This is a genomic window from Microbispora hainanensis (genome assembly GCF_036186745.1).
Classification (GTDB): Bacteria; Actinomycetota; Actinomycetes; order Streptosporangiales; family Streptosporangiaceae; genus Microbispora.
The window spans coordinates 4,793,191-4,813,541 of record NZ_CP108086.1; the positions used below are offsets into that span (position 1 = coordinate 4,793,191).

Sequence of the window (20,351 nt, forward strand, 5' to 3'; positions counted from 1 at the left end):
CTTTTCCTAGGTACAGTCCGGTTGCGGACCGCATCCGCGGTTTTATTGAAGTCGGCGAAGGAGCGTCGCATGCCCAAGTACGTTTACGACTTCACCGAGGGCAACAAGGACCTCAAAGACCTGCTCGGTGGCAAGGGCGCCAATCTGGCGGAAATGACCAACATCGGCCTCCCCGTGCCTCCCGGCTTCACGATCACCGCCGAGGCGTGCCGCCACTATCTGGGGCACGGCCGCATGCCCGAGGGGCTGGAGGAGGAGATCGGCGAGCACCTCGCCGCCCTCGAAGCGCGGATGGGCAAGCGCCTCGGCCAGGCGGACGACCCGCTGCTGGTGAGCGTGAGGTCGGGAGCCAAGTTCTCGATGCCCGGCATGATGGAGACCGTCCTCAACATCGGCCTCAACGACGACTCCGTCATCGGGCTGGCCAAGCAGTCGGGAAACGACCGTTTCGCGTGGGACTCCTACCGCCGGCTCATCCAGATGTTCGGCAAGACCGTCCTGGGCATCGACGGCGAGCTGTTCGAGGACGCCATGGACGACCTCAAGGGCGAGCGGGAGGACACCGAGCTCGACGCCGGCGACCTCCAGCGGCTGGTCGAGATCTTCAAGGGCATCGTCCGGGAGCGTACGGGCCGCGACTTCCCCGCCTGCCCCCGGGAGCAGATGGACCTCGCCGTAAGGGCGGTCTTCGACTCCTGGAACGCCCCGCGCGCGATCCTCTACCGCCGGCAGGAGCGCATCCCCGCCGACCTCGGCACGGCCGTCAACATCGTCGCCATGGTGTTCGGCAACATGGGCCCCGACTCCGGCACCGGGGTCGCCTTCACCCGCGACCCCGGCTCGGGACGCCAGGGCGTCTACGGCGACTACCTGTGCAACGCGCAGGGCGAGGACGTCGTCGCCGGAATCCGCAACACCGTCCCCCTGCAGGAGCTGGAGAAGATCAACCCGGCGGCCTACCGCGAGCTGCTCGACATCATGGCGACGCTGGAGCGGCACTACCGCGACCTGTGCGACATCGAGTTCACGATCGAGCGCGGCAAGCTGTGGATGCTGCAGACCCGGGTCGGCAAGCGCACGGCCGCAGCCGCCTTCCGCATCGCCACCCAGCTCGTGGACGAGGGCCTGATCGACATGGACGAGGCGGTCACCCGGGTCACCGGCGACCAGCTCGCCCAGCTCATGTTCCCCCGCTTCGCCGCGACGGCCGGCAACCACAGGCTGACCACCGGCATGAACGCCTCGCCCGGCGCCGCCGCGGGCAGGGCCGTCTTCAGCTCCGAGCGGGCCGTCGAGCTGGCCGGGCAGGGCGAGGCGGTCATCCTCGTGCGGCGGGAGACCAACCCCGACGACCTCGCCGGGATGATCGCGGCCCGCGGCGTGCTCACCTCCAGAGGCGGCAAGACCTCCCACGCCGCCGTGGTGGCGCGCGGCATGGGCAAGACCTGCGTGTGCGGGGCCGAGGAGCTGGAGGTCGACCCGCGCGCCCGCCGGTTCACCGCGCCCGGCGGGATCGTCGTCAACGAGGGCGACGTGATCTCCATCGACGGCGGCACCGGTGCCGTCTACCTGGGCGAGGTGCCGGTCACCCCCTCACCGGTCGCCAGGTATTTCGAGGGCGAGCCGGCCGAGGACGAGCTGGTGGAGGCCGTCGACCGGATCATGACCCATGCCGACTCCGTGCGCCGGCTCGCCGTACGGGCCAACGCCGACACCCCCGAGGACGCCGCCCGAGCCCGGCGCTACGGCGCCCAGGGCATCGGGCTGTGCCGTACGGAGCACATGTTCCTGGGGGAGCGGCGGCGGCTCGTCGAAGACCTGATCCTGGCCGCGACGCCCGAGGAGCGGCAGGCGGCGCTCGACGCGCTCGAACCGCTGCAGACCGGCGACTTCACCGGCATCTTCGCGGCCATGCGCGGGCTGCCGGTGACGATCCGGCTGATCGACCCGCCGCTGCACGAGTTCCTGCCCGACCTCACGGACCTGGCCGTGAAGGTGGCCGTCGCGGGAGACGCGGCCGACGACCGCGACCGCAGGCTGCTTGAGGCCGTCAAGCGGCTGCACGAGCAGAACCCGATGCTCGGCCTGCGCGGCGTACGGCTCGGCCTGACGATCCCCGGCCTGTTCGCCATGCAGGTGCGGGCCATCGCCGCGGCGGCCCGGCAGGTGGAGGACGCGCGTGCGGAGATCATGATTCCGCTGGTCGGCGCGGTGCAGGAGCTGGAGATCGTCAAGGAGGAGGCGGAGCGGATCCTCGCCGAGGCTGGCGTGGCGGCGGCGATCGGCACGATGATCGAGGTGCCGAGGGCGGCGCTGACGGCCGGTCAGATCGCCGAGGCCGCGGAGTTCTTCTCGTTCGGCACCAACGACCTCACCCAGATGACGTGGGGCTTCTCCCGCGACGACGTGGAGAGCGCCTTCTTCAGCAGATATCTCGACCTGGGCGTCTTCGGGGTCTCGCCGTTCGAGTCGATCGACCGCGAGGGCGTCGGACGGCTGATGCGAGTCGCGGTCGAGGAGGGCAGGCGCACCCGGCCGGATATCAAGCTCGGCATCTGCGGCGAGCACGGCGGCGACCCCGACTCGGTGCACTTCTGCCACGAGATCGGCCTCGACTACGTCTCCTGCTCCCCGTTCCGCATTCCGGTGGCCCGGCTGGAGGCGGGCCGTGCCGCGCTGACCTGCGCGCAGTCCGACACGAGATGAGGTGAAATTCCATAGAGCATCCGGACTGGTTGTGGAATGACCAGATCGGAGTGCGGGCGGTTCACCGGGTCGTGCGACACGGCCCGGTGGATGTTGAAGCCGGGCGATTGACTGATCACTCTACGTACCTACCGAGAGGGAGGGCGTGGAGTGAGAAGACGTCGCCGTCTGCCGGCGCTGGGGGTCGCCGCGGCGCTGCTGTGCACCCTCGCGACACCGCTCGGAGCGACACCGCTCGGAGCCACACCGCTCGGCGCGGCGCCCGCGGCGTCGGCCGAGCAGGCGGGCCAGGCTCGGCAGGTGGGGCAGGCTCGGCAGGTGGGCCGGGAGCCGTCGCCGTCGCGGCAGTATCAGGTGGACGGCCCGGCGAACGTCGCGCAGCGCAGCGCGGTGGCCCGCACGGGTGCCGCCGTCGACGAGGTGCACGGTCGGAGCATGGTCGTCACCGCGACGCCCCAGGAGGCCGACGCCATCCGCAGGCTCGGGTTCACAGTCACCGAGCTGGTGTCGCCCGCCGAGGACCGTGGGCCGCAGACGTTCGACTTCCCCTCGCGTGACTCCGCCTATCACAACTACGCCGAGCTCAGCGCGCTGGTCGACCAGGTCGTCGCCGCCCATCCCACGATCGCCCGCAGGTTCAGCTACGGCCGCTCGTACGAGGGCCGCGACCTGATGGGCGTCAAGATCAGCGACAACGTGGCCATCGACGAGAACGAGCCGGAGGTGCTGTTCACCGCCCACCAGCACGCGCGCGAGCACCTCACCGTCGAGATGGCGATCTATCTGCTGCGGTTGTTCACCGACAACTACGGCGGCGACGCGCAGATCACCGACCTGGTGAACACGCGGGAGATCTGGATCCTGCCCGACCTCAACCCCGACGGCGGCGAGTACGACATCGCCACCGGCTCCTACCGGTCGTGGCGCAAGAACCGCCAGCCCACCTCCGGGTCCTCCGGCGTGGGCACCGACCTCAACCGCAACTGGGCCTACCGGTGGGGCTGCTGCGGCGGCTCCTCCGGCACCCCGTCGAGCGAGACCTACCGCGGCTCGGCCGCCGAGTCGGCCCCGGAGGTCAGGGCGGCGGCCGACTTCGTGCGCAGCCGCGTGGTCGGCGGCGTCCAGCAGATCAAGGCGGCCATCGACTGGCACACCTACAGCGAGCTGGTGCTCTGGCCGTACGGGTACACGACGGCCGACACCGCCCCGGGCATGACGCAGGACGACCGGGACGCGCACGCCGCACTCGGCCGGCGCATGGCGGCCACCAACGGCTACACCGCCGAGCAGTCGAGCGACCTCTACATCACCGACGGCTCCATCGACGACTGGATGTGGGGCACGTACAAGATCTTCACGTACACGTTCGAGATGTATCCCCGGGGGAGCAACCCCGGCTTCTACCCGCCCGACGAGGTGATCGACCGAGAGACCTCCCGCAACCGGGCGGCCGCGCTGCTGCTCGTCCAGAACGCCGACTGCGTCTACCGGGTCATCGGCAAGGAGTCCGCCTACTGCGGCACCGTCGACGGGCAGCTCACCGGCGTCCCCGGGCGGCGCCGACGCGCATCACCCGTGGCCGCTTACCGGGCAAGGGGGCAATCTCCCATCGGACTACTGGATCTGTCGTGAAACCGGACCTTCGCGGGTACGCTCCATTCCCCGCAGCCACGGGGTTTGCCACAAGGAAGGAGGACGCATGGCCCGCTACGACGAGCACGACCAGGCACGGTGGGTGCCGGAACCGCCCGGCAACCCCGAGCGCGGCGCGTTCGAGCGGGACCGGGCACGCGTGCTCCACAGCGCCTCGCTCCGCAGGCTCGCCGCCAAGACGCAGGTGGTGACCCCCGCCGACTGCACCGGCCTGCACAGTCCCCGCACCCGGCTGACCCACTCCCTCGAATGCGCGCAGATCGGCCGCGAGATGGGCAAGGTGCTCGGCTGCGACCCCGACCTCGTGGAGACCGCCTGTCTCGCCCACGACCTCGGCCATCCCCCGTTCGGCCACAACGGCGAGGCAGCACTCGACGAGCTGGCCGCGCCGTGCGGCGGGTTCCAGGGCAACGCGCAGAACCTGCGCCTGCTGACCCGGCTGGAGGCCAAGGTCCTCACCGAGGACGGCCGCAGCGCCGGGCTCAACCTCACCCGGGCCGCGCTCGACTCGGTCTGCAAGTATCCCTGGGCCGGGTCCTCCTGCCGGATCCCCGGGGTCCCGCTCGCCGACGAGGGCAGGCCCTACTGCGTCTACCCCGACGACCTGGCGGTCTTCCTGTGGGCGCGGGAGGGGGCGCCCGACTACGCGGTCGGCTTCGAGGCGCAGGTCATGGACTGGGCCGACGACGTCGCCTACTCGGTGCACGATCTGGAGGACGCGCTGACGTGCGGTCACGTCACGATGGCGGCCCTGCGCGACCCGGAGGAGCGGCTGGAGGTGTGCCGCCTGACGAGGGAGTGGTACGCGCCCGACGCCGCCCTGGAGGAGCTGTCGGAGACCTTCGCCCGGCTGCTCGCCGAGCCGCTGTGGCCGTCCGCGTTCGACGCCGGGCTCGCCGACCTCGCCGCGCTCAAGCGGCTCACCAGCGCCCTCATCGGCCGGCTGTGCCGCTCCGCCCAGGACGCCACCCGGGAGGCGTACGGCTGCCGCCCCGCGCCGGGCGGCAGGAGCGGCCGGAGCCGGTACGACGCGGACCTGGTGGTGCCGCGGACGACCCGCCTGGAGTGCGCGCTGCTCAAGGGAGTGACGGCCCGCTACGTGATGTCCAGGGAGGACCACCACGCCGTCCAGGCCCGCCAGCGCGAGATCATCGCCGAGCTGGGCGACCTCGTCCTGCGTGGCGCCCCGGCGACCCTGGAGCCCGCGCTGCGCCAGCAGTTCGAGCAGGCCGCCGACGACGCGGGACGGCTGCGCGCGGTGGTCGACCAGATCGCCTCGCTGACCGACGCCTCCGCCATGGGCTGGCACCGCCGCCTGTCGGCGGGCGCCCACAGCCTCAGGGCAGGCTGACCCCTGCCCGAGCCGTCCCCGGGCCGACGCGTGGGGATCACCGTGTCCGGCTCAGGGCCGTCCGGCCCGCCGCGCCACCTCCGCCGCCGTACGCACGAAGGCGGCCAGCGCGCGCGACCGCGCGTCCTGCGGCCAGGCCAGGACCAGCGTCGTCGGCGGCGCGTCGGGCACGGGCACGCCGACGAGGTCGTGACGCAGGTTCCCCCGGATCGACCGGGGGACGACCGCCACGGCCCGGCCGAGCGCCACAAGATGCATGAGCTGGCCGCTCTCGACGATGCCGAAGGAGCCCCCGGCGATGTCCTCGGGCCACCGCGGCAGCGGCTCGCCGTCGAGATCCGCCATCGACAGCTCCGCGCGGCCGGCGAGCCGGTGCCCCCGGGGGAGCACCGCCACCTGGCTTTCCACCAGGAGCTCCTCGACCGCCAGGCCGGTCAGATCCTCGCGCGGCGCGTGCAGCAGGGCGGCGTCGGCCCGGCCGTCCCGCACCATCGCCCCTCGCTCCCGGGCGCTGAAGACGATGTCGACGGGCAGCGCGCCCGGCGTGGCCGCGTACGCCGCGAGGATCTCCGGCAGCAGGTCGGCGTCCCCGCCCGGTTTGGCGGCGAGCACGAGCGAGGGCGTGTCGCGGCCGGCCCGCCGGGTCCTGCGTACGGCCGCCGACACCGCGGCGAGCGCGGCGTGGCCCTCCCGCAGCAGCGTCTCGCCCGCTTCGGTCAGCTCCACCGTGCGGTGGTCGCGCTCCAGCAGCCGCACCCCGAGGCGGCGTTCGAGCCGCTGGATCGCCCGCGACAGCGGCGGTTGCGCGATGCCGAGCCGCTGGGCCGCCCGCCCGAAGTGCAGCTCCTCTGCCACCGCCACGAAATAGGTCAGCTCCCGCGTCTCCACGGTGTCGTCACCGGCGGTCATACCGCGAGGGTATCGCCCGTGACCGAGACGGTGTTGGGCACCGGGAGGGACGGGATGGTGGGCTTGCCTCCATGAACGGCACTGACACCATCGCCCTGGTCACGGGCGCGAACAAGGGAATCGGACACGAGATCGCCAGGCAGCTCGGCGAGCTCGGCATGACCGTGCTGCTCGGGGCGCGCGATCCGGGGCGCCGGGACGAGGCGACCGCGAAGCTGCGGGCGGAGGGCCTGGAGGTCCACCCCCTGACGATCGACGTCACCGACGAGGAGGGCGTGCGGGCGGCGGCGCAACAGGTGGGGGAGCGGTTCGGCCGTCTCGACGTGCTCGTCAACAACGCCGGCATTTCCGGCGGCGCCCGGCAGACGCCCGGCTCGGTCGACCTCGGTGCGGTGCGCGAGGTGTTCGAGACCAACGTGTTCGGCGTCATCCGGGTGACCGACGCGATGCTGCCGCTGCTGCGGCGGTCGCCGGCCGGGCGGATCGTCAACGTGAGCAGCGGCACGGCGTCGATGACGCACATGACCGACCCCGATCACTACTTCGCCCGGAGGCAGACCGTCGCGGGCTACCCGCCGTCGAAGGCCGCGCTGAACATGCTCACCATCCAGTACGCCAAGGAGCTGCGGCCGCTCGGCATCCTGGTCAACGCCATCGCCCCCGGGGCGTGCGACACCGACTTCGCCAGGGACCTCGGCATGTCCCTGCCGCGTACGGCGGCGCAGGGCGCGGCGGTCGCGGTCACGCTCGCGACGCTCGGCGCCGACGGACCGTCGGGCGGGTTCTTCGCCGAGGACGGCCCGGTGCCCTGGTGACCGTCCTCGTCCCGCGGGCGGGGCCGTGTGCGACGACCCCGCCCGCCGCGACGGTCATCCGCGTGCGAAGCCCGCCGCCCCGCTCCCTCGGCGGCACGGCCGGTCCGGCCGTCCGTCACGAGGCCCGGAAGCGGTTCTCCGCGGCGCGGGGCCCGCTCGTCTAGAGCGGGATGACCACGACGTCGTCGTCACCGCCACCGCCGCGGTTCTTCTTCTTTTTCTTCGTGGGCGGCTTGGTCTCCTCGGGGACGGGCGTGACCTGCTTGGAGGTGCACAGTTGCGTGCAGGGCGGGGTCTCGCCCATCTTCTTGCGCAGCGTGAGCATGGCCTTGCGCGGCGAGACGGTGCGGTTGCCGTCGTCCCAGGCGTCCAGGAAGGGCCACGGCGGCACCACGCCCCGCCGTATCCACCAATACTGGGGCGCGACCGGCCACGACATGGCGAAGTAGAGGTTGCTCGCGGTGTCGCGCGCGTTGCCCGTGTTGCCCACCCGGCCGAGCAACTGCCCGGCCTTGACCTTGGTGCCCGGCGTGACGCTCTCCTCCACGGAGTCGAGGTGGCCGCCGAGGTACAGCACGCCGTCCTCGCCCTTGATCGTGACGAACCGGCCCTCGCGGTCGGGGCCGCGGTCGGTGGAGGGCGACCAGAGGTTCCTGAGGTTGACCTCCTGGACCACCCCGTCGACCGGCGACACGAACGCGCAGCCCTTGGCCGCCCAGATGATCGTCTTGGGCAGCACGAGCAGCTTGCGGGAGTACGACACCCTGCAGCCCTTGATGGGGAAGGCGTACGTGTAGGGAGACACCTTCGGCGGCGGGACCCGCACCGGCTCGTCGCCGGGCGGAGGCACGATGTGGCCGGGCTGGGCGTCGTCCATGGCGGCCGTGATGCCGTTTCCCTGCGGCGGCGTGGGCGGCAGCGTGCTCACTCCCGCGACCCCGGCGGGCGCTCCGCAGGACGCCGCGACGAACGCGGCGCCGGCGAGGGCGGCCAGTCTCCCCGATCGCATGATCTCCACCTGGTCGACGTTACCGAACCTTTCCTTTCTAACGGACCAAGCCGCACATCACGACCGGTTCCGAAAAGTCGTGACATGTCCTCGGCCATCCGTGGTGGGGCGCCCGGGCTGTCGGGGGCAGGCTCTAGACTCGCGAGCGTGGCAGGGCGAAGCGGTCGGATCAGTGACGAGGACATCGCGCTCGTGCGGGAGCGCTCGCCGATCGCCGACGTCGTCGGCGAGCACATCCAGCTCCGCAACGCGGGCGGAGGCAACCTCAAGGGGCTGTGCCCCTTCCACGACGAGAAGTCTCCATCCTTCAACGTCACCCCGGCCCGGGGCTACTACTACTGCTTCGGCTGCGCCGAGGGCGGCGACGTCATCACGTTCGTCCGCAAGATCGAGAACCTGACGTTCACCGAGGCGGTCGAGCGGCTCGCCCAGCGCGCCGGCATCCAGCTCCGCTACGAGCAGGGCGGCTACGTGCCCGGCCGCGAGCAGGGCGAGCGGCTGCGGCTCATCGAGGCGCACCGCGCCGCCGCCGAGTTCTACGCCGAACGGCTGTCCGCCCCCGAGGCGGCGCCCGGCCGGCGCTTCCTGTCCGAGCGCGGCTTCGAGCGGGCCGACGCGGAGCACTTCGGCGTCGGCTACGCCCCCAACGAGTGGGAGGCGCTGTCGCGGCACCTCATGGGCCGCGGGTTCACCTCCCAGGAGCTGATCAAGGGCGGGCTGGCCCGCGAGGGCAGGCGCGGCCCCGTCGACCGGTTCCGCGGCCGGCTGATCTGGCCGATCCGCGACATCACCGGCGACGTCATCGGGTTCGGCGCGCGCAAGCTGCTCGACTCCGACGACGGTCCCAAATACCTGAACACCCCCGAGAGCCCGATCTACCACAAGAGCTCGGTGCTCTACGGCGTCGACCTCGCCAAGCGGGAGATCGCCAAGAGGTCGCAGGCCGTCATCGTGGAGGGCTACACCGACGTCATGGCCTGCCATCTGGCGGGTGTGCCGACCGCGGTGGCCACCTGCGGCACCTCCTTCGGGGAGGACCACATCAAGGTGCTGCGCCGGCTGCTGCTCGACCAGGCCGAGTTCCGGGGTGAGGTGATCTTCACCTTCGACGGCGACTCGGCGGGACAGAAGGCCGCCCTGCGCGCGTTCCAGGACGAGCAGAAGTTCGTCACGCAGACCTTCGTCGCCGTGCAGCCCGACGGCCTCGACCCCTGCGACCTGCGGGTCAAGCAGGGCGACGCCGCCGTGCGCGACCTGATCGCCAGCCGCGAGCCGCTGTTCGCCTTCGCGATCCGCAGCACCCTGTCGCGCTACGACCTCAACACCAACGAGGGACGCCTGGCCGCGCTCGACGCCGCCGCGCCCATCGTGGCCTCGATCAAGGACCCCGGGCTGCGCAAGACCTACGTGGTCGACCTCGACCGCTGGCTCGGCTTCATCGACGAGGGCTTCGTCATCCAGCGCGTACAGCAGGTCGTTGGGCGGGCGCAGGAGGGCGGCCACGCTCCCGGACGCCGGCAGGCGGCGCGTGGGGCCGCGCCCGCGCGGCCCGCCCCGGCACGCCAGGAGCCCCTGGACCCCGCGGTCCGCCTGGAGGCGGAGGCGCTCAAGCTCGCCGTCCAGCGGCCCGCGCTGCTCGGACCGGAGTTCGACGCGCTCGGCGCGGCGACGTTCACCCTGCCCGAGCATGTCGCGCTCTACGAGCTCATCGTGGCGGCGGGCGGGACCGTCGCCGGGGGGCCCGGCGGACGCGAGTGGGTCGACCGGCTGCTGGAGCAGGCCGACGCCGCGGCGCCCGGCGAAACCGGCGTCGATCTGAGGTCGCTCGTCACCCGGTTCGCCGTCGAGGCCGTGCGCGCCGACGTCAACATCGAGGAGCGGTACGGCGCGGCCGTCCTGGCCAAGATCCAGGAGGTCGCGGTCGGCCGGGCCATCGCCCAGGTGAAGTCCCGGCTGCAGCGGCTCAACCCGGTCGAGGAGCAGCAGGAGTACAACCGGCTGTTCGGCGAACTCGTGGCGCTGGAACAGCAGCGACGCGTGTTGCGAGAACGCGCCAGCGGGGCCTGAATAAACGTCCCTTTCCAGATCTCACAGTCGCCAAACATATGTTTTGATCTCGATTCGGTATTGACTTCCGCCTTACCTTGGGTGACAAAAATAGGCCTGCCATTTAGTGGTGCCTTTCCTGCACACTGTGTTGCGTGGGTGCATCGGTGCTGCCAAGCAGGCCGCCATCGGTAGACCAGGTGGCGGACCTCGTCGCGAAGGGAAGGGAACGCGGGAGCGTCACGGTTGACGACGTGGCCGCCGCGCTCGACCGATCCGAGCTTCCCGCCGACGCGCTGGAGCGCGTCGTGCGGATGCTCGCCGAGAACGGGGTTGAGGTCCTCGAGCCGCAAGGCGACGAGGAGCCCAGCAAGCCGGACGAGGAGGATCTCGGCAAACGCGCTCCGACCAGCGACCTGGTCAGGATCTATCTCAGAGAGATCGGCAGGGTTCCGCTGCTCACCGCCGAGGAGGAGGTGGAGCTCGCCAAGGCCATCGAGGCCGGTCTGTTCGCGGAGGACAAGCTCTGCGAGAGCCCGGCCGCCAGGTTCGCCCGGCCGGAGCTGGAAGACCTGGTCTGGGAGGGCGTCCGCGCCAAGCAGCGCCTCATCGAGGCCAACCTCAGGCTCGTGGTCTCCATCGCCAAGCGCTATGTCGGCCGCGGAATGCTGTTCCTGGATCTCATTCAGGAAGGCAATCTCGGTCTCATCCGGGCGGTCGAGAAATTCGACTACACCAAGGGATACAAGTTCTCGACGTACGCGACCTGGTGGATTCGCCAAGCGATCACCCGGGCGATCGCCGACCAGGCGAGAACGATCCGGATTCCCGTGCACATGGTCGAAACGATCAATAAATTGGTCCGCGTGCAGCGGCAGCTCCACCAGGATCTCGGCCGGGAGCCCGCCCCCGAGGAGATCGCCGCCGAGATGGACCTCCCGATCGACCGCGTGGTGGAGATCCAGCGCATCGCGCAGGAGCCGGTCTCGCTCCAGGCGCCCATCGGCGAGGAGGACTCCGACCTCGGCGACTTCATCGAGGACGCCGACGCGGTGGTGCCGATGGAGGCCGCGGCCTTCATCATGCTGCAGGACCAGCTCGACGACATCCTGGCCACGTTGTCGGAGCGCGAGCAGCGGATCATCCAGCTCCGCTTCGGGCTCTCCGACGGTCACCCCCGCACGCTGGAGGAGGTCGGCCGGGAGTTCGGCGTCACGCGTGAGCGCATCCGCCAGATCGAGTCCAAGACGCTGGCCAAGCTGCGCCACCCCACCCGCGCCCAGATGCTCCGGGACTACCTGGACTGACGGCACGACCGCGAACGAGCGCCTCCCGCCCCCGGGGAGGCGCTCGTCGCCGTTTTATGCCCCCGATTCGGCGCTGGGTGGCTCTCCTGAGCGCGAAGCGGCTCGCGTACGGTCCCCCGGGGCTCCCGGGTGCGGAGCCGTACGACAGGAGGGACGGGGCGCCGGATAGCCTCGGGGGTGTTAACGGTCGTCGTACGCTGGCGGTGCTCCCTTGACCTATCAGAAGCCCTCGTTGTCCCGCCTGTTCGGCTCCCGGCTGCCCCGTGAGGCCCGTGCGGCCCTCGCTTTGGAGCGTGGCGAGCGTCCCGTCAGCCACGCGGTGACGCCGGGGGGCGGCCACATCGTCGCCACCACTCTTGCCCTGCACCTGCCGGACGGGCCGCGCCTGCCGTGGCACCTGATGGACAGGGCCGTGTGGGACGAGGAGGGCGTGACGGTCACGATGACGGACGGGGCCGTCCACCGGGCCCTCCTGACCGAGCCGGGCAGGCTGCCGGAGACGATCCGCGAGCGGGTGACCTCGACGATCGTCGCGAGCCGCCACGTCACCATCGACGGCCGCGGGGGAGTGCGCCTGGTCGCCCGGCGGATCCCCGGCTACGACACCCCGCGCTGGGAGTTCATCTTCGACCCCGGGCTCGATTCCGACGACCCGGGCCTGCGCGCCCATGCCGAACAGGCGCTCGAAGAGGTGCGGCGCAGCCTCGGCGTCTGACGCCGCCGGAGCCGGGAGACCTTGCCATGCTCGGCTCGGCGACGCATCGGGTGCGCGGCGTCGGCGGCGTGCTCTACGGCGCGGGCCGTGCGTGCGGAAGGGGCCCACGGCGTTGCGCCGGCGTGCGGAAGGAGCCTACGGCGTGGGCCGTGCGGTATGGGGTCTACGGAGCGGGCCGTGCGCGCGGAAAGGGCCTTGCACGCGTGCTCACGGTGCGGCACGTGCGGAAGGGGCCTACAGCGCGGCATGCGGGTCGCGGGAGGGCCTCACGGCGCGCGCTCGCGCCCTGGAGAGGCGGGGGACAGGCGACGGGCCTCCGGGGCCCGCAACGGGGCCCGTCGTCCGTTCCTGAGGCCCGCAGGCCGTGGTCAGGGCATGGTCTGCCGGGGGACGGTTCAGGGGATCTGGTCGGAGCCGGCGGGCCAGCCGGTGGCCGTCCCGACCCGGTCGTTCCTGTCGGCCTGCTCCCAGGTCTCCGTTCGCCTCAGGAACGGCACCTTGTCGCTCGCGAGGTCCTTGGCCTTGCCCGCCACCTTCGACGCCTGGGCGCCGACCAGCCCGGCGGCTTCCTGGACTGTGGGGCTGTCCGCGAACCGCTGCGCGAAACGCTTGATCTGCTCGTAGCGCTCACGCCCGGCCCGCGTGCCGAGGACGTAGCCGATGGCCAGCCCGGTGGCGAACATCGCCTTGTATCGCATCTTCCACCTCCGCGCTCGTGTTCCCCGGCCCCCTACCCCGAGGGCCTGTCTCTATCCAACCGCAGCCGTCCCGGCCCCGCCCGGGTGGGCTCCGGGGCCGTCCCGGCGCTCTTTGCCGTACGCCGATCAAGACCCGACGACTCGCGGACGGATTCGATGTGACAGGCACCCCCAGGAGTGCGCTAATCTAGTTCCGCGCCGCAAGGAAAGCCGAAAGGCCGGAACGAGCGGAGCAGGCAGTACCAGCAGTACACAGCACGATCCCGTGTAGCTCAATCGGCAGAGCAGCCGGCTGTTAACCGGCAGGTTATAGGTTCGAGTCCTATCGCGGGAGCCATTCACCCGGGGCGGTGGTCACAGACCACCGCCCCGGGTTGTTTGTGTAGGCGCTTGGTCGGTGCCTCGCCCGTGACGGCGCACCCCTCACGGCCATTCACCTCGCACCTGCCGCAGGCCGCCGCGCCCTGTCGGCACGACCCCGAACGGACCCGTCTGCGCGCCCGGACGAGTTCTGGCCATCGATCCCGGATCACCCTGTCCGAGGCCGCCGCCTGCCGCCTGGGCGGCCAGACTGCGTACGGCTTGGCGGTGATGCCGGAAACCCGCCGCATCGCCCACATACAGGCCGTGGGCGGCCTCCTCGATCTGAGGGCGTCTCAAGGGAAGCCTGCCGTCCGAGCCGCCACTTGCCGCACCTTGCCCCGCGGCGGGAGGCGTGCAGCGCCAGACCGGCCACACGTTCCGTGCGGATCTCGCAATGAGGTGCAGGCTGGGTGATTGCTGATAGTGAGATAGCGGTCCTGCCTATGTGCTAGGAAGATTTCCGCTGTTCTATTGCTTGTGTGAGGCTCGATATGGCGGAAATCTATATGTATGTCGACGAAACGGGCGACCTGGGAGTCCCGGGAATACCTGGCGTGAGTCGCTATTTCGGATTCGGTACGGCTGTGTTCCGGGGTGATCACGGCGAGCAGATCTGGCAAGGGTTGAGGCTTCGCTGCGACTTGGAGCGACGCGGGGTCAACCTGCCTAGAGGGCTTCATGCGAAGAATGACTCGCAATTCACCCGAGACGAAGTCTTCGACTTGATCGGGCAGCAGAGACCGCGCCTTGATGCGACATTCCTGTGCAAGGCCAAGGCGCATCCAGCAGTGCGGGACCGCCAGCAGTGGCTCTACAAGCTCGCCTGGCACTCTCACTTCAGGCATGTCGTGTGTCAGATCAGCGCGCCGGGCGACACCCTCTACGTGATCGCCGCCAGCCTGACGACGAGTCGTAAGCTCATAAACGCCAGCGAGGCGCTGAAGGATGTATGTCACCGATTCGCCGCTGATCGGGAAATCGTCCTGTGTGTCTGGGATGCGCAGAGCGCCTGGGGAATCCAAGTTGCGGACTACAGCCTGTGGGCGATTCAACGCGTTCTCGAAGAACGGCCGTGTAAATGGTTCGAGAGCCACGTTGAACCGCAGCTCCACTCGTTGATGACCCCCTGGGGCACCGCATGAATGAGGTCGGCTATCCCGGTCTCCCGGGAAGAGGTCCCCTGGACCCCTTGTCACCGACCACTGCAAGTACATGCCATGCCGTCGGCTCCGTCAAGCGCTTTGGCATTCCTGCAGATAGATCATTTCTGCTGAGGAGGTCAGATGACATGGTTTATACGGGAGTGTGGCGGAGACTCTGTGAGAGGACGATGCCGGAGCCTGAAGGGGTCCCGGAAGCCTCTCGGCGAGCAGGAAGGCGGAGCGGCCAAGGGCCAGGCGCTGGGCCCAAGAAGCGCGGCTATGGCCGTTCGGGGGCTGCAGAGTTCTTGATACGCCTCGTGCAGTTCGGCGGCCTCGGGGTGGGCGTCGCGCTTCCAACGCCCTGATCACCTCGGCCGCGCGCCAGTAGTTCGAGGGCACCAGGCACCCGCTCGTGATCGCGGTGAGGGCCGCATGCCCGGCCTCTTCGGGTTGGTCGGCGGCGAGGAGTGCCAGCGCCAGGTCGAGCCGTGCCGACACGGCTCTGCGTGGTCGTGGCGGGGCGTCGGTCGTGGCGGGGCGTCGGTCGTGGACTGCAACCGGGCGACACGCCTCGGGCGTACGACTCGGCCGTCGAATCTCCGAGCCATGACAGAGTCGTCGCGGTGAGGCATCTGGCTTCATGGGGTCGAGACGGACCAGCCGCGGTGGTAGCGCACCGGCAGGTCCTGGATCGGGAAGGTGACTCCTGACCTATGCCACACCGTAGAGCGCTTTCCTTCGGTTCTGGGTTCGCCGGATGGAGGATCATGCACAGTGACGCCGGGCGGTTGTGGGCCAGCCGGGAGCGGCCGTTCCCGATCGCGGCAGAGGAAGCGGGGGCGTGCCGTACGGCCGACGGCGACGATCTGCGCGAGCTGAGCCGGGCCATCGCGGAGCAGGAAGCCATTGCCGAGTGAGTGGTGCCACGACAGGGGAGCCGGCCTGGATCCACCTGATCTGCTTGGAATGAGGCGACAACGCGAAGGCCGGGCACCCGATATCCCTCGGTAGTCCCGGCCTCACTTCCGTACTCCAGGGAGCACGGCACGTCCCAGCATGTCTCACGCATGGTGACGATAAAAGCGCTGTTCGTTGAGGCGGAGGATCCGGGGCCTGCCTGCCGCCCTCTGCGTGCTTGCCCCGCGGCAGCGGTCGGGCAAGGGCCGGCCGATGACCGCACGAGTGGGGGAGAGCCTTGCGGCGCTGGAGATCTGAAGCCGTCGGTGTGTGGATTTGGCGGACAAATCCAAAGACTTCGCGGAAAATGTGATCACCGTGGCCGTACCGGCCGCGGTTGCCGCGGACCACGACGGCGCAGTGGGGTGAGGGCCACTGCGGAAGGGTGTCACCGCCGGCCCGGAACCGGCGCGGGACGCTCGTGAGCGCGAAGTGTGTGGCGGTCGTGCTGACTTGGCGAAAGACGAAGAAGACCCCGGCGCCCGTGCGCGCATGCGGGGAGAAGGCCGAAGGGAAGACCCCCGCACCCGTACGGGAGCGTGGGGAGGAGATCGACAGGCGGGAGGCGGAGGACTTCATCCGGCTCCACCATGCGGAAAATCCCGGTGCGGGCCCGGTGGATCTCCGGCTCCGGGAGGTCCTCTCGGAGATCGACCAGACCGGGACGTACACGCACACCACGAGCGAGCTGACCTTCGGCGCGCGGGTGGCGTGGCGCAACAGCAGCAGATGCATCGGGCGCCTGTACTGGAAGTCGCTGCAGGTGCGCGACCGGCGGCACATCGACACCGCCGACGGCGTGGCGGAAGAGTGCGTCGAGCATCTAAGGGCGGCCACCGGGAAGGGCAGGATCCGCCCCACGATCACGGTGTTCGCCCCCGACCGGCCGGGCGAACGGGCGCCGCGGATCCTCAACGACCAGCTCATCCGGTACGCCGGCTACACCCGCGAGGACGGCTCGGTGCTCGGCGACCCGGCCAACGCGGAGATCACCAGGCGGGCCCTGCGGATGGGCTGGCGGGGGGAGGGCACGAGGTTCGACGTCCTGCCGCTGGTCGTGGAGGCCAAGGGCGCCCTGATCATGCGCGAGGTGCCGGATGAGGTGGTCCTCGAGGTGCCGCTCCGGCATCCGGCCTTCCCGTGGTTCGCCGATCTCGGGCTGAAATGGCACGCGGTGCCGGCGATCTCCAACATGTCGCTGGAGATCGGCGGGGTCACCTATCCGTGCGCGCCGTTCAACGGCTGGTACATGGGCACCGAGATCGGCGCGCGCAACCTCGCCGACCGGGATCGCTACGACCAGCTTCCGGTGGTCGCCGAGGGGCTCGGCCTCGACACCTCCCACGACCGCACGCTCTGGCGCGACCAGGCGCTGGTGGAGCTCAATGAGCCAATTTCATCCTCGGGAGGCGTGTGCTACCCGATGGTTCTGAAGGACCGCGATGGCTTTGACCAGGTGGCCGGTCTTGCTCGGGCTACATCGCAGCTTGCGCAGGATGCGCCAACTCTTGAGCTGGGCGTTCGCGCGCTCACCAGGCCCGCGGAGCTTGGCGTGTGACCGGTTGGCCTGCTTTTGAGACTCGGGCTTGTTCCTGCCCTTGTACGGCGTGATCAGCACCTCGGCCCCGGCGCCCTGATAGGCCTTGTCGGCCAGGGTGATGATCCCGGCTTGGTCGAGCGCGCGCAGGATGCCCCAGATCCGGGCGGCGGTCAGGTCGTGGGTCTTGCCTGGCAGCGCACCGGAGGTCCACACGATGGTCCCGTCCGGTCCCGCGATGACCTGCACGTTCATCCCATGCACGCGATGCTTGCCCGAGTAGTAGGGCCGGTCGGCCTTCACTCGGTCGGTGCGGATGAGCGTGCCGTCCAAGACCAGGTAGTGCAGGCCGTCCTTCGTGGCCTTCCGCAGCGCCGTCGCCAGTTTCGGTGATCGAGCCGACAGCAGGGCGACGGTTTCCTCCACATACCGCCACGCGGTGGCCGCCGACACTCCGAAACCCGCTCCGACCTCGGCGAATGTCTCGCCCTTGCGCAGATAGACCAGCACCAGGAGCGCCTGCTGCCCGGGGTTGAGCCGCCGCCACGTCGATCCGATGGCCTTGCGCCGCCTGCGGATCAGTCCGGCCACGTAGTTCAGCGTTGAACGCGACAAATCGACGGCAGCACGATAGAACAGCACCCGAAGCTCCTGGCGATGACGGTGATGGTTGTGGTGATCAACCCGTCTACCAGGAGCTTCGCCACATCATGAGGAAAACCCGAGCATCGCGATCATGCTGTGACCGGCTTAGCCGCCCGGCGGATGAAAAACGTTCAATGTCGCCGTGCTGCACTCCTTCGCCGAGGACGGCGTCACCATCACCGACCACCACACCGAGGCGCGGCGCTTCCTGACCCATCTGGAGCGGGAGGAGCGCAGCGGGCGCGTCTGCCCGGCGGACTGGTCGTGGATCGTGCCGCCCATGTCCGGCGCCGCGACGCCGGTCTTCCACCGCTACTACGACGACGTAGCGCTGACGCCGGCGTACGTCCACCGCCCTCCCCTGGCGTAGAACCGTGTAGAACTGTGTAGAACATAGTTCGGGTGAAGGGGAGTGCGTGCGATGGTGGTGCTGTCCGAGGACGACGGGGGCGTGCGGATCCTGACGTTCAACCGGCCCGAACGGCTGAACGCCTGGACCGCCGAGATGGGACGGCGCTACTTCGACCTGCTGGAGGAGGCCGACCGCGACCCGTCCGTACGGGCGATCGTGGTGACCGGCGCGGGGAAGGGCTTCTGCGCCGGGGCCGACTTCGCCGACCTGACGGCCATCCAGTCCGGCGAGTACGCAGACGAGCAGGATCCCCGGCCCAACACGTTCCCCACCACCCTGCGCACGCCGGTGGTCGCGGCGGTCAACGGCGCGTGCGCCGGCCTGGGGATGGTCCACGCGCTCGTCTGCGACGTGGTCGTGACCGCCGACGACGCCAAGTGGACGACGGCGTTCTCCCGGCGCGGCCTCGTCGCCGAGTATGGCCTCGGCTGGATCCTGCCCCGGCTGGCCGGGCAGGCGCGGGCGATGGACCTGCTGCTGTCCGGCCGGGTCTTCACCGGCGCGGAGGCGTGCGCCATGGGCCTCGCCGTACGCGCGGTGCCGGGGGAGCGGCTGCTCGCCGAGGCGGTCGCGTACGCGAAGGAGCTGGCCACCCAGTGTTCGCCCGCCTCGATGGCGATCATCAAGCGGCAGATCTGGGGCGGCTGGCAGGCGGGACTCGACGAGGCCAGGGACGAGGCCGTGCGGCTGATGACGGAGTCGTTCCGGCGGCCGGACTTCGCCGAGGGAGTGGCGAGCTTCCTCGAACGCCGGCCGCCGGACTTCCCGCCCCTGGCCTGATCGTCCCCTGCCTGACCGCCCTGGTCTGATCGTCCCCGGTCTGATCGTTCCCGGTCTGATCGTTCCCGGTCTGATCGTTCCCGGTCTGATCGTTCCCGGTCTGATCGGGCGTCAGCGGACGCGGTGGGCGCCGGCCGCCGGGGTGGCCGGCAGGAACGTCGGCGCGGCCCAGCCGCGCCCGGCGTAGGCCTGTTCCACGGTGGAGCGCACCCGGTCCACCCGGTCGTCGGCGACGAGCGCGATGGCCGAGCCGCCGAAGCCGCCGCCGGTCATCCGCGCCCCGCGCGCGCCGCCCTTGATCGCGCCCTCCACCGCCACGTCGAGCTCCGGGCAGGAGACCTCGTACTGGTCCCGGAGGGACAGGTGCGAGGCGTTCAGCAGGGCGCCGATCTCCTGTACGGCTCCCGCGCGCAGCAGCCCGATGACGGCCTCGACGCGGTGGTTCTCGGTGACGACGTGCTGGGTGCGGGCCCGCTCGTCGCCGCTGAGCTTCGCCAGGGCCGCGGCGAGGTCGGTGATGTCCCGCAGCGACGGGACGCCGAGGTGCTTGGCCGCGTTCTCGCAGTCCTGGCGCCGCTTGGCGTACTGCCCGTCGGCCAGCTCGTGGTGCACGCCGGTGTTGATGATGAGGATCTGCATGCCGTACGCCGACAGGTCGAACGGCACGGCGCGGCCGGCCAGCGAGCGGCAGTCGAGGAACAGCGCGTGCCCCTCCTTGCTCAGCACCGAGGCCGCCTGGTCCATGATCCCGCACGGCATGCCGACGAACTCGTTCTCGGCCTTCTGGCACAGCCTGGCCAGCTCCATCGGCTCAAGGCCCAGGCCGTACAGGTCGTTCAGGGCGAGCGCGACGGAGACCTCCAGCGCCGCGCTGGAGGACAGCCCGGCGCCCTTGGGCACGTCGCCGTCGATCACGATGTCGGCGCCGCGCACCGGCAGCCCGGCGCCGCGCAGGGTCGCGACGACCCCGGCGGGGTAGCGGGCCCAGCCCTCGGCCCGCTCGATGTCCTCCAGCACCTGCGCCTGGCCGGGGGCCTGGAGCGAGGAGATCCGGACGGTGAGGTCATCGCGGGGGCCGACGGCCGCGGTGACGCCCCACGGCACCGCGAACGGCAGCACGAAGCCGTCGTTGTAGTCGGTGTGCTCCCCGATCAGGTTGACCCTGCCGGGCGCGTGCCAGACCCCGGCGGGCTCGCCGCCGTACGCCGCACGGAAAGCGTCAATAACGCGCATAGTCGCACACTCCTCAACATCGCAGCCTTCCCGTAGGGTAGCGGCCACGCGGGTGCGGACGTGCCAGGGCCCG

Annotated in this window: 16 protein-coding genes, 1 tRNA gene and 1 pseudogene; 13 read left to right on the plus strand and 5 right to left on the minus strand. The window is 70.4% G+C overall.

What is annotated here, in order from left to right:
• The first annotated feature begins 69 nt into the window (after window positions 1-69).
• From ppdK to OHB01_RS22440, 3 genes are all read left to right on the plus strand, one after another.
• Window positions 70-2,706: a pyruvate, phosphate dikinase gene (gene ppdK / locus OHB01_RS22430; RefSeq protein ID WP_147942304.1), complete on the plus strand. Its 2,637-nt coding sequence runs from the start codon at window positions 70-72 to the stop codon at window positions 2,704-2,706.
• A gap of 150 nt (window positions 2,707-2,856) precedes the next feature.
• The gene (locus tag OHB01_RS22435) at window positions 2,857-4,338 is read left to right on the plus strand and encodes a M14 family metallopeptidase (RefSeq protein ID WP_261985633.1); all 1,482 of its coding nucleotides are present in this window, start codon (window positions 2,857-2,859) and stop codon (window positions 4,336-4,338) included.
• A 67-nt stretch (window positions 4,339-4,405) separates the two neighbouring features.
• The gene (locus OHB01_RS22440; RefSeq protein ID WP_142649785.1) at window positions 4,406-5,710 is read left to right on the plus strand and encodes a deoxyguanosinetriphosphate triphosphohydrolase; all 1,305 of its coding nucleotides are present in this window, start codon (window positions 4,406-4,408) and stop codon (window positions 5,708-5,710) included.
• 51 nt (window positions 5,711-5,761) lie between these two features.
• Here the strand turns inward: OHB01_RS22440 and OHB01_RS22445 are convergent, their stop codons facing one another.
• Window positions 5,762-6,619 carry a LysR family transcriptional regulator gene (locus tag OHB01_RS22445; RefSeq protein ID WP_168066232.1) on the minus strand — a complete coding sequence of 286 codons (858 nt, stop codon included), beginning with the start codon at window positions 6,617-6,619 and terminating at the stop codon, window positions 5,762-5,764.
• 71 nt (window positions 6,620-6,690) lie between these two features.
• Between OHB01_RS22445 and OHB01_RS22450 the strand changes: the two genes are divergently transcribed.
• Window positions 6,691-7,434, plus strand: a complete 744-nt coding sequence (locus OHB01_RS22450) for an SDR family oxidoreductase (RefSeq protein ID WP_142649784.1) — start codon at window positions 6,691-6,693, stop codon at window positions 7,432-7,434.
• Window positions 7,435-7,594: 160 nt separating this feature from the next.
• On the opposite strand, the gene OHB01_RS22455 is transcribed toward OHB01_RS22450, so the two are convergent.
• A complete protein-coding gene (locus tag OHB01_RS22455) occupies window positions 7,595-8,443 on the minus strand; it encodes a M23 family metallopeptidase (RefSeq protein WP_142649783.1) in 849 nt (282 codons plus the stop codon).
• A gap of 147 nt (window positions 8,444-8,590) precedes the next feature.
• Between OHB01_RS22455 and dnaG the strand changes: the two genes are divergently transcribed.
• The 3 genes from dnaG to OHB01_RS22470 all read left to right on the plus strand — a co-directional run bounded on the left by dnaG (window position 8,591) and on the right by OHB01_RS22470 (window position 12,511).
• Window positions 8,591-10,510, plus strand: coding sequence for a DNA primase (gene dnaG / locus OHB01_RS22460; RefSeq protein WP_328853928.1), 1,920 nt, complete (start codon window positions 8,591-8,593; stop codon window positions 10,508-10,510).
• Between the two features lie 146 nt (window positions 10,511-10,656).
• The gene (gene rpoD, locus OHB01_RS22465) at window positions 10,657-11,796 is read left to right on the plus strand and encodes an RNA polymerase sigma factor RpoD (protein ID WP_221889969.1); all 1,140 of its coding nucleotides are present in this window, start codon (window positions 10,657-10,659) and stop codon (window positions 11,794-11,796) included.
• A gap of 211 nt (window positions 11,797-12,007) precedes the next feature.
• Window positions 12,008-12,511, plus strand: coding sequence for a hypothetical protein (locus tag OHB01_RS22470; RefSeq protein WP_261985631.1), 504 nt, complete (start codon window positions 12,008-12,010; stop codon window positions 12,509-12,511).
• A 395-nt stretch (window positions 12,512-12,906) separates the two neighbouring features.
• On the opposite strand, the gene OHB01_RS22475 is transcribed toward OHB01_RS22470, so the two are convergent.
• Window positions 12,907-13,209 (minus strand): YtxH domain-containing protein, encoded by a 303-nt coding sequence (locus tag OHB01_RS22475; protein WP_142649780.1) that lies wholly within the window; start codon window positions 13,207-13,209, stop codon window positions 12,907-12,909.
• Between the two features lie 261 nt (window positions 13,210-13,470).
• On the opposite strand from OHB01_RS22475, the gene OHB01_RS22480 reads away from it, so the two are divergent.
• The 4 genes and pseudogenes from OHB01_RS22480 to OHB01_RS22495 all read left to right on the plus strand — a co-directional run.
• Window positions 13,471-13,546, plus strand: a tRNA-Asn gene (locus OHB01_RS22480).
• A 517-nt stretch (window positions 13,547-14,063) separates the two neighbouring features.
• The gene (locus OHB01_RS22485) at window positions 14,064-14,714 is read left to right on the plus strand and encodes a DUF3800 domain-containing protein (protein WP_147942302.1); all 651 of its coding nucleotides are present in this window, start codon (window positions 14,064-14,066) and stop codon (window positions 14,712-14,714) included.
• A gap of 767 nt (window positions 14,715-15,481) precedes the next feature.
• Window positions 15,482-15,631 carry a hypothetical protein gene (locus OHB01_RS22490; RefSeq protein ID WP_240971780.1) on the plus strand — a complete coding sequence of 50 codons (150 nt, stop codon included), beginning with the start codon at window positions 15,482-15,484 and terminating at the stop codon, window positions 15,629-15,631.
• A gap of 524 nt (window positions 15,632-16,155) precedes the next feature.
• Window positions 16,156-17,055 (plus strand): annotated as a pseudogene (locus OHB01_RS22495) (nitric oxide synthase oxygenase); the annotation flags it as partial.
• Window positions 17,056-17,067: 12 nt separating this feature from the next.
• Here OHB01_RS22495 and OHB01_RS22500 read toward each other — a convergent pair.
• A complete protein-coding gene (locus tag OHB01_RS22500) occupies window positions 17,068-17,850 on the minus strand; it encodes a transposase family protein (protein ID WP_142652781.1) in 783 nt (260 codons plus the stop codon).
• A 145-nt stretch (window positions 17,851-17,995) separates the two neighbouring features.
• Here OHB01_RS22500 and OHB01_RS22505 point away from each other — a divergent pair, with 145 nt between their 5' ends.
• A complete protein-coding gene (locus OHB01_RS22505; RefSeq protein WP_328853929.1) occupies window positions 17,996-18,223 on the plus strand; it encodes a nitric oxide synthase oxygenase in 228 nt (75 codons plus the stop codon).
• Between the two features lie 51 nt (window positions 18,224-18,274).
• Window positions 18,275-19,045, plus strand: a complete 771-nt coding sequence (locus OHB01_RS22510) for an enoyl-CoA hydratase-related protein (protein ID WP_142649777.1) — start codon at window positions 18,275-18,277, stop codon at window positions 19,043-19,045.
• A 111-nt stretch (window positions 19,046-19,156) separates the two neighbouring features.
• Here the strand turns inward: OHB01_RS22510 and galK are convergent, their stop codons facing one another.
• On the minus strand, window positions 19,157-20,278 hold the full coding sequence (gene galK, locus OHB01_RS22515; protein ID WP_142649776.1) for a galactokinase: 1,122 nt from the start codon (window positions 20,276-20,278) through the stop codon (window positions 19,157-19,159).
• Window positions 20,279-20,351: the final 73 nt, after the last annotated feature.

Coding starts and splice junctions, on each gene's coding strand:
- ppdK (WP_147942304.1), top strand. CDS start 70: ATGCCCAAGTACGTTTACGACTTCACCGAGGGCAACAAGGACCTCAAA.
- OHB01_RS22440 (WP_142649785.1), top strand. CDS start 4,406: ATGGCCCGCTACGACGAGCACGACCAGGCACGGTGGGTGCCGGAACCG.
- OHB01_RS22445 (WP_168066232.1), bottom strand. CDS start 6,619: ATGACCGCCGGTGACGACACCGTGGAGACGCGGGAGCTGACCTATTTC.
- OHB01_RS22450 (WP_142649784.1), top strand. CDS start 6,691: ATGAACGGCACTGACACCATCGCCCTGGTCACGGGCGCGAACAAGGGA.
- OHB01_RS22455 (WP_142649783.1), bottom strand. CDS start 8,443: ATGCGATCGGGGAGACTGGCCGCCCTCGCCGGCGCCGCGTTCGTCGCG.
- OHB01_RS22475 (WP_142649780.1), bottom strand. CDS start 13,209: ATGCGATACAAGGCGATGTTCGCCACCGGGCTGGCCATCGGCTACGTC.
- OHB01_RS22485 (WP_147942302.1), top strand. CDS start 14,064: ATGGCGGAAATCTATATGTATGTCGACGAAACGGGCGACCTGGGAGTC.
- OHB01_RS22490 (WP_240971780.1), top strand. CDS start 15,482: ATGCACAGTGACGCCGGGCGGTTGTGGGCCAGCCGGGAGCGGCCGTTC.
- OHB01_RS22510 (WP_142649777.1), top strand. CDS start 18,275: ATGGTGGTGCTGTCCGAGGACGACGGGGGCGTGCGGATCCTGACGTTC.
- galK (WP_142649776.1), bottom strand. CDS start 20,278: ATGCGCGTTATTGACGCTTTCCGTGCGGCGTACGGCGGCGAGCCCGCC.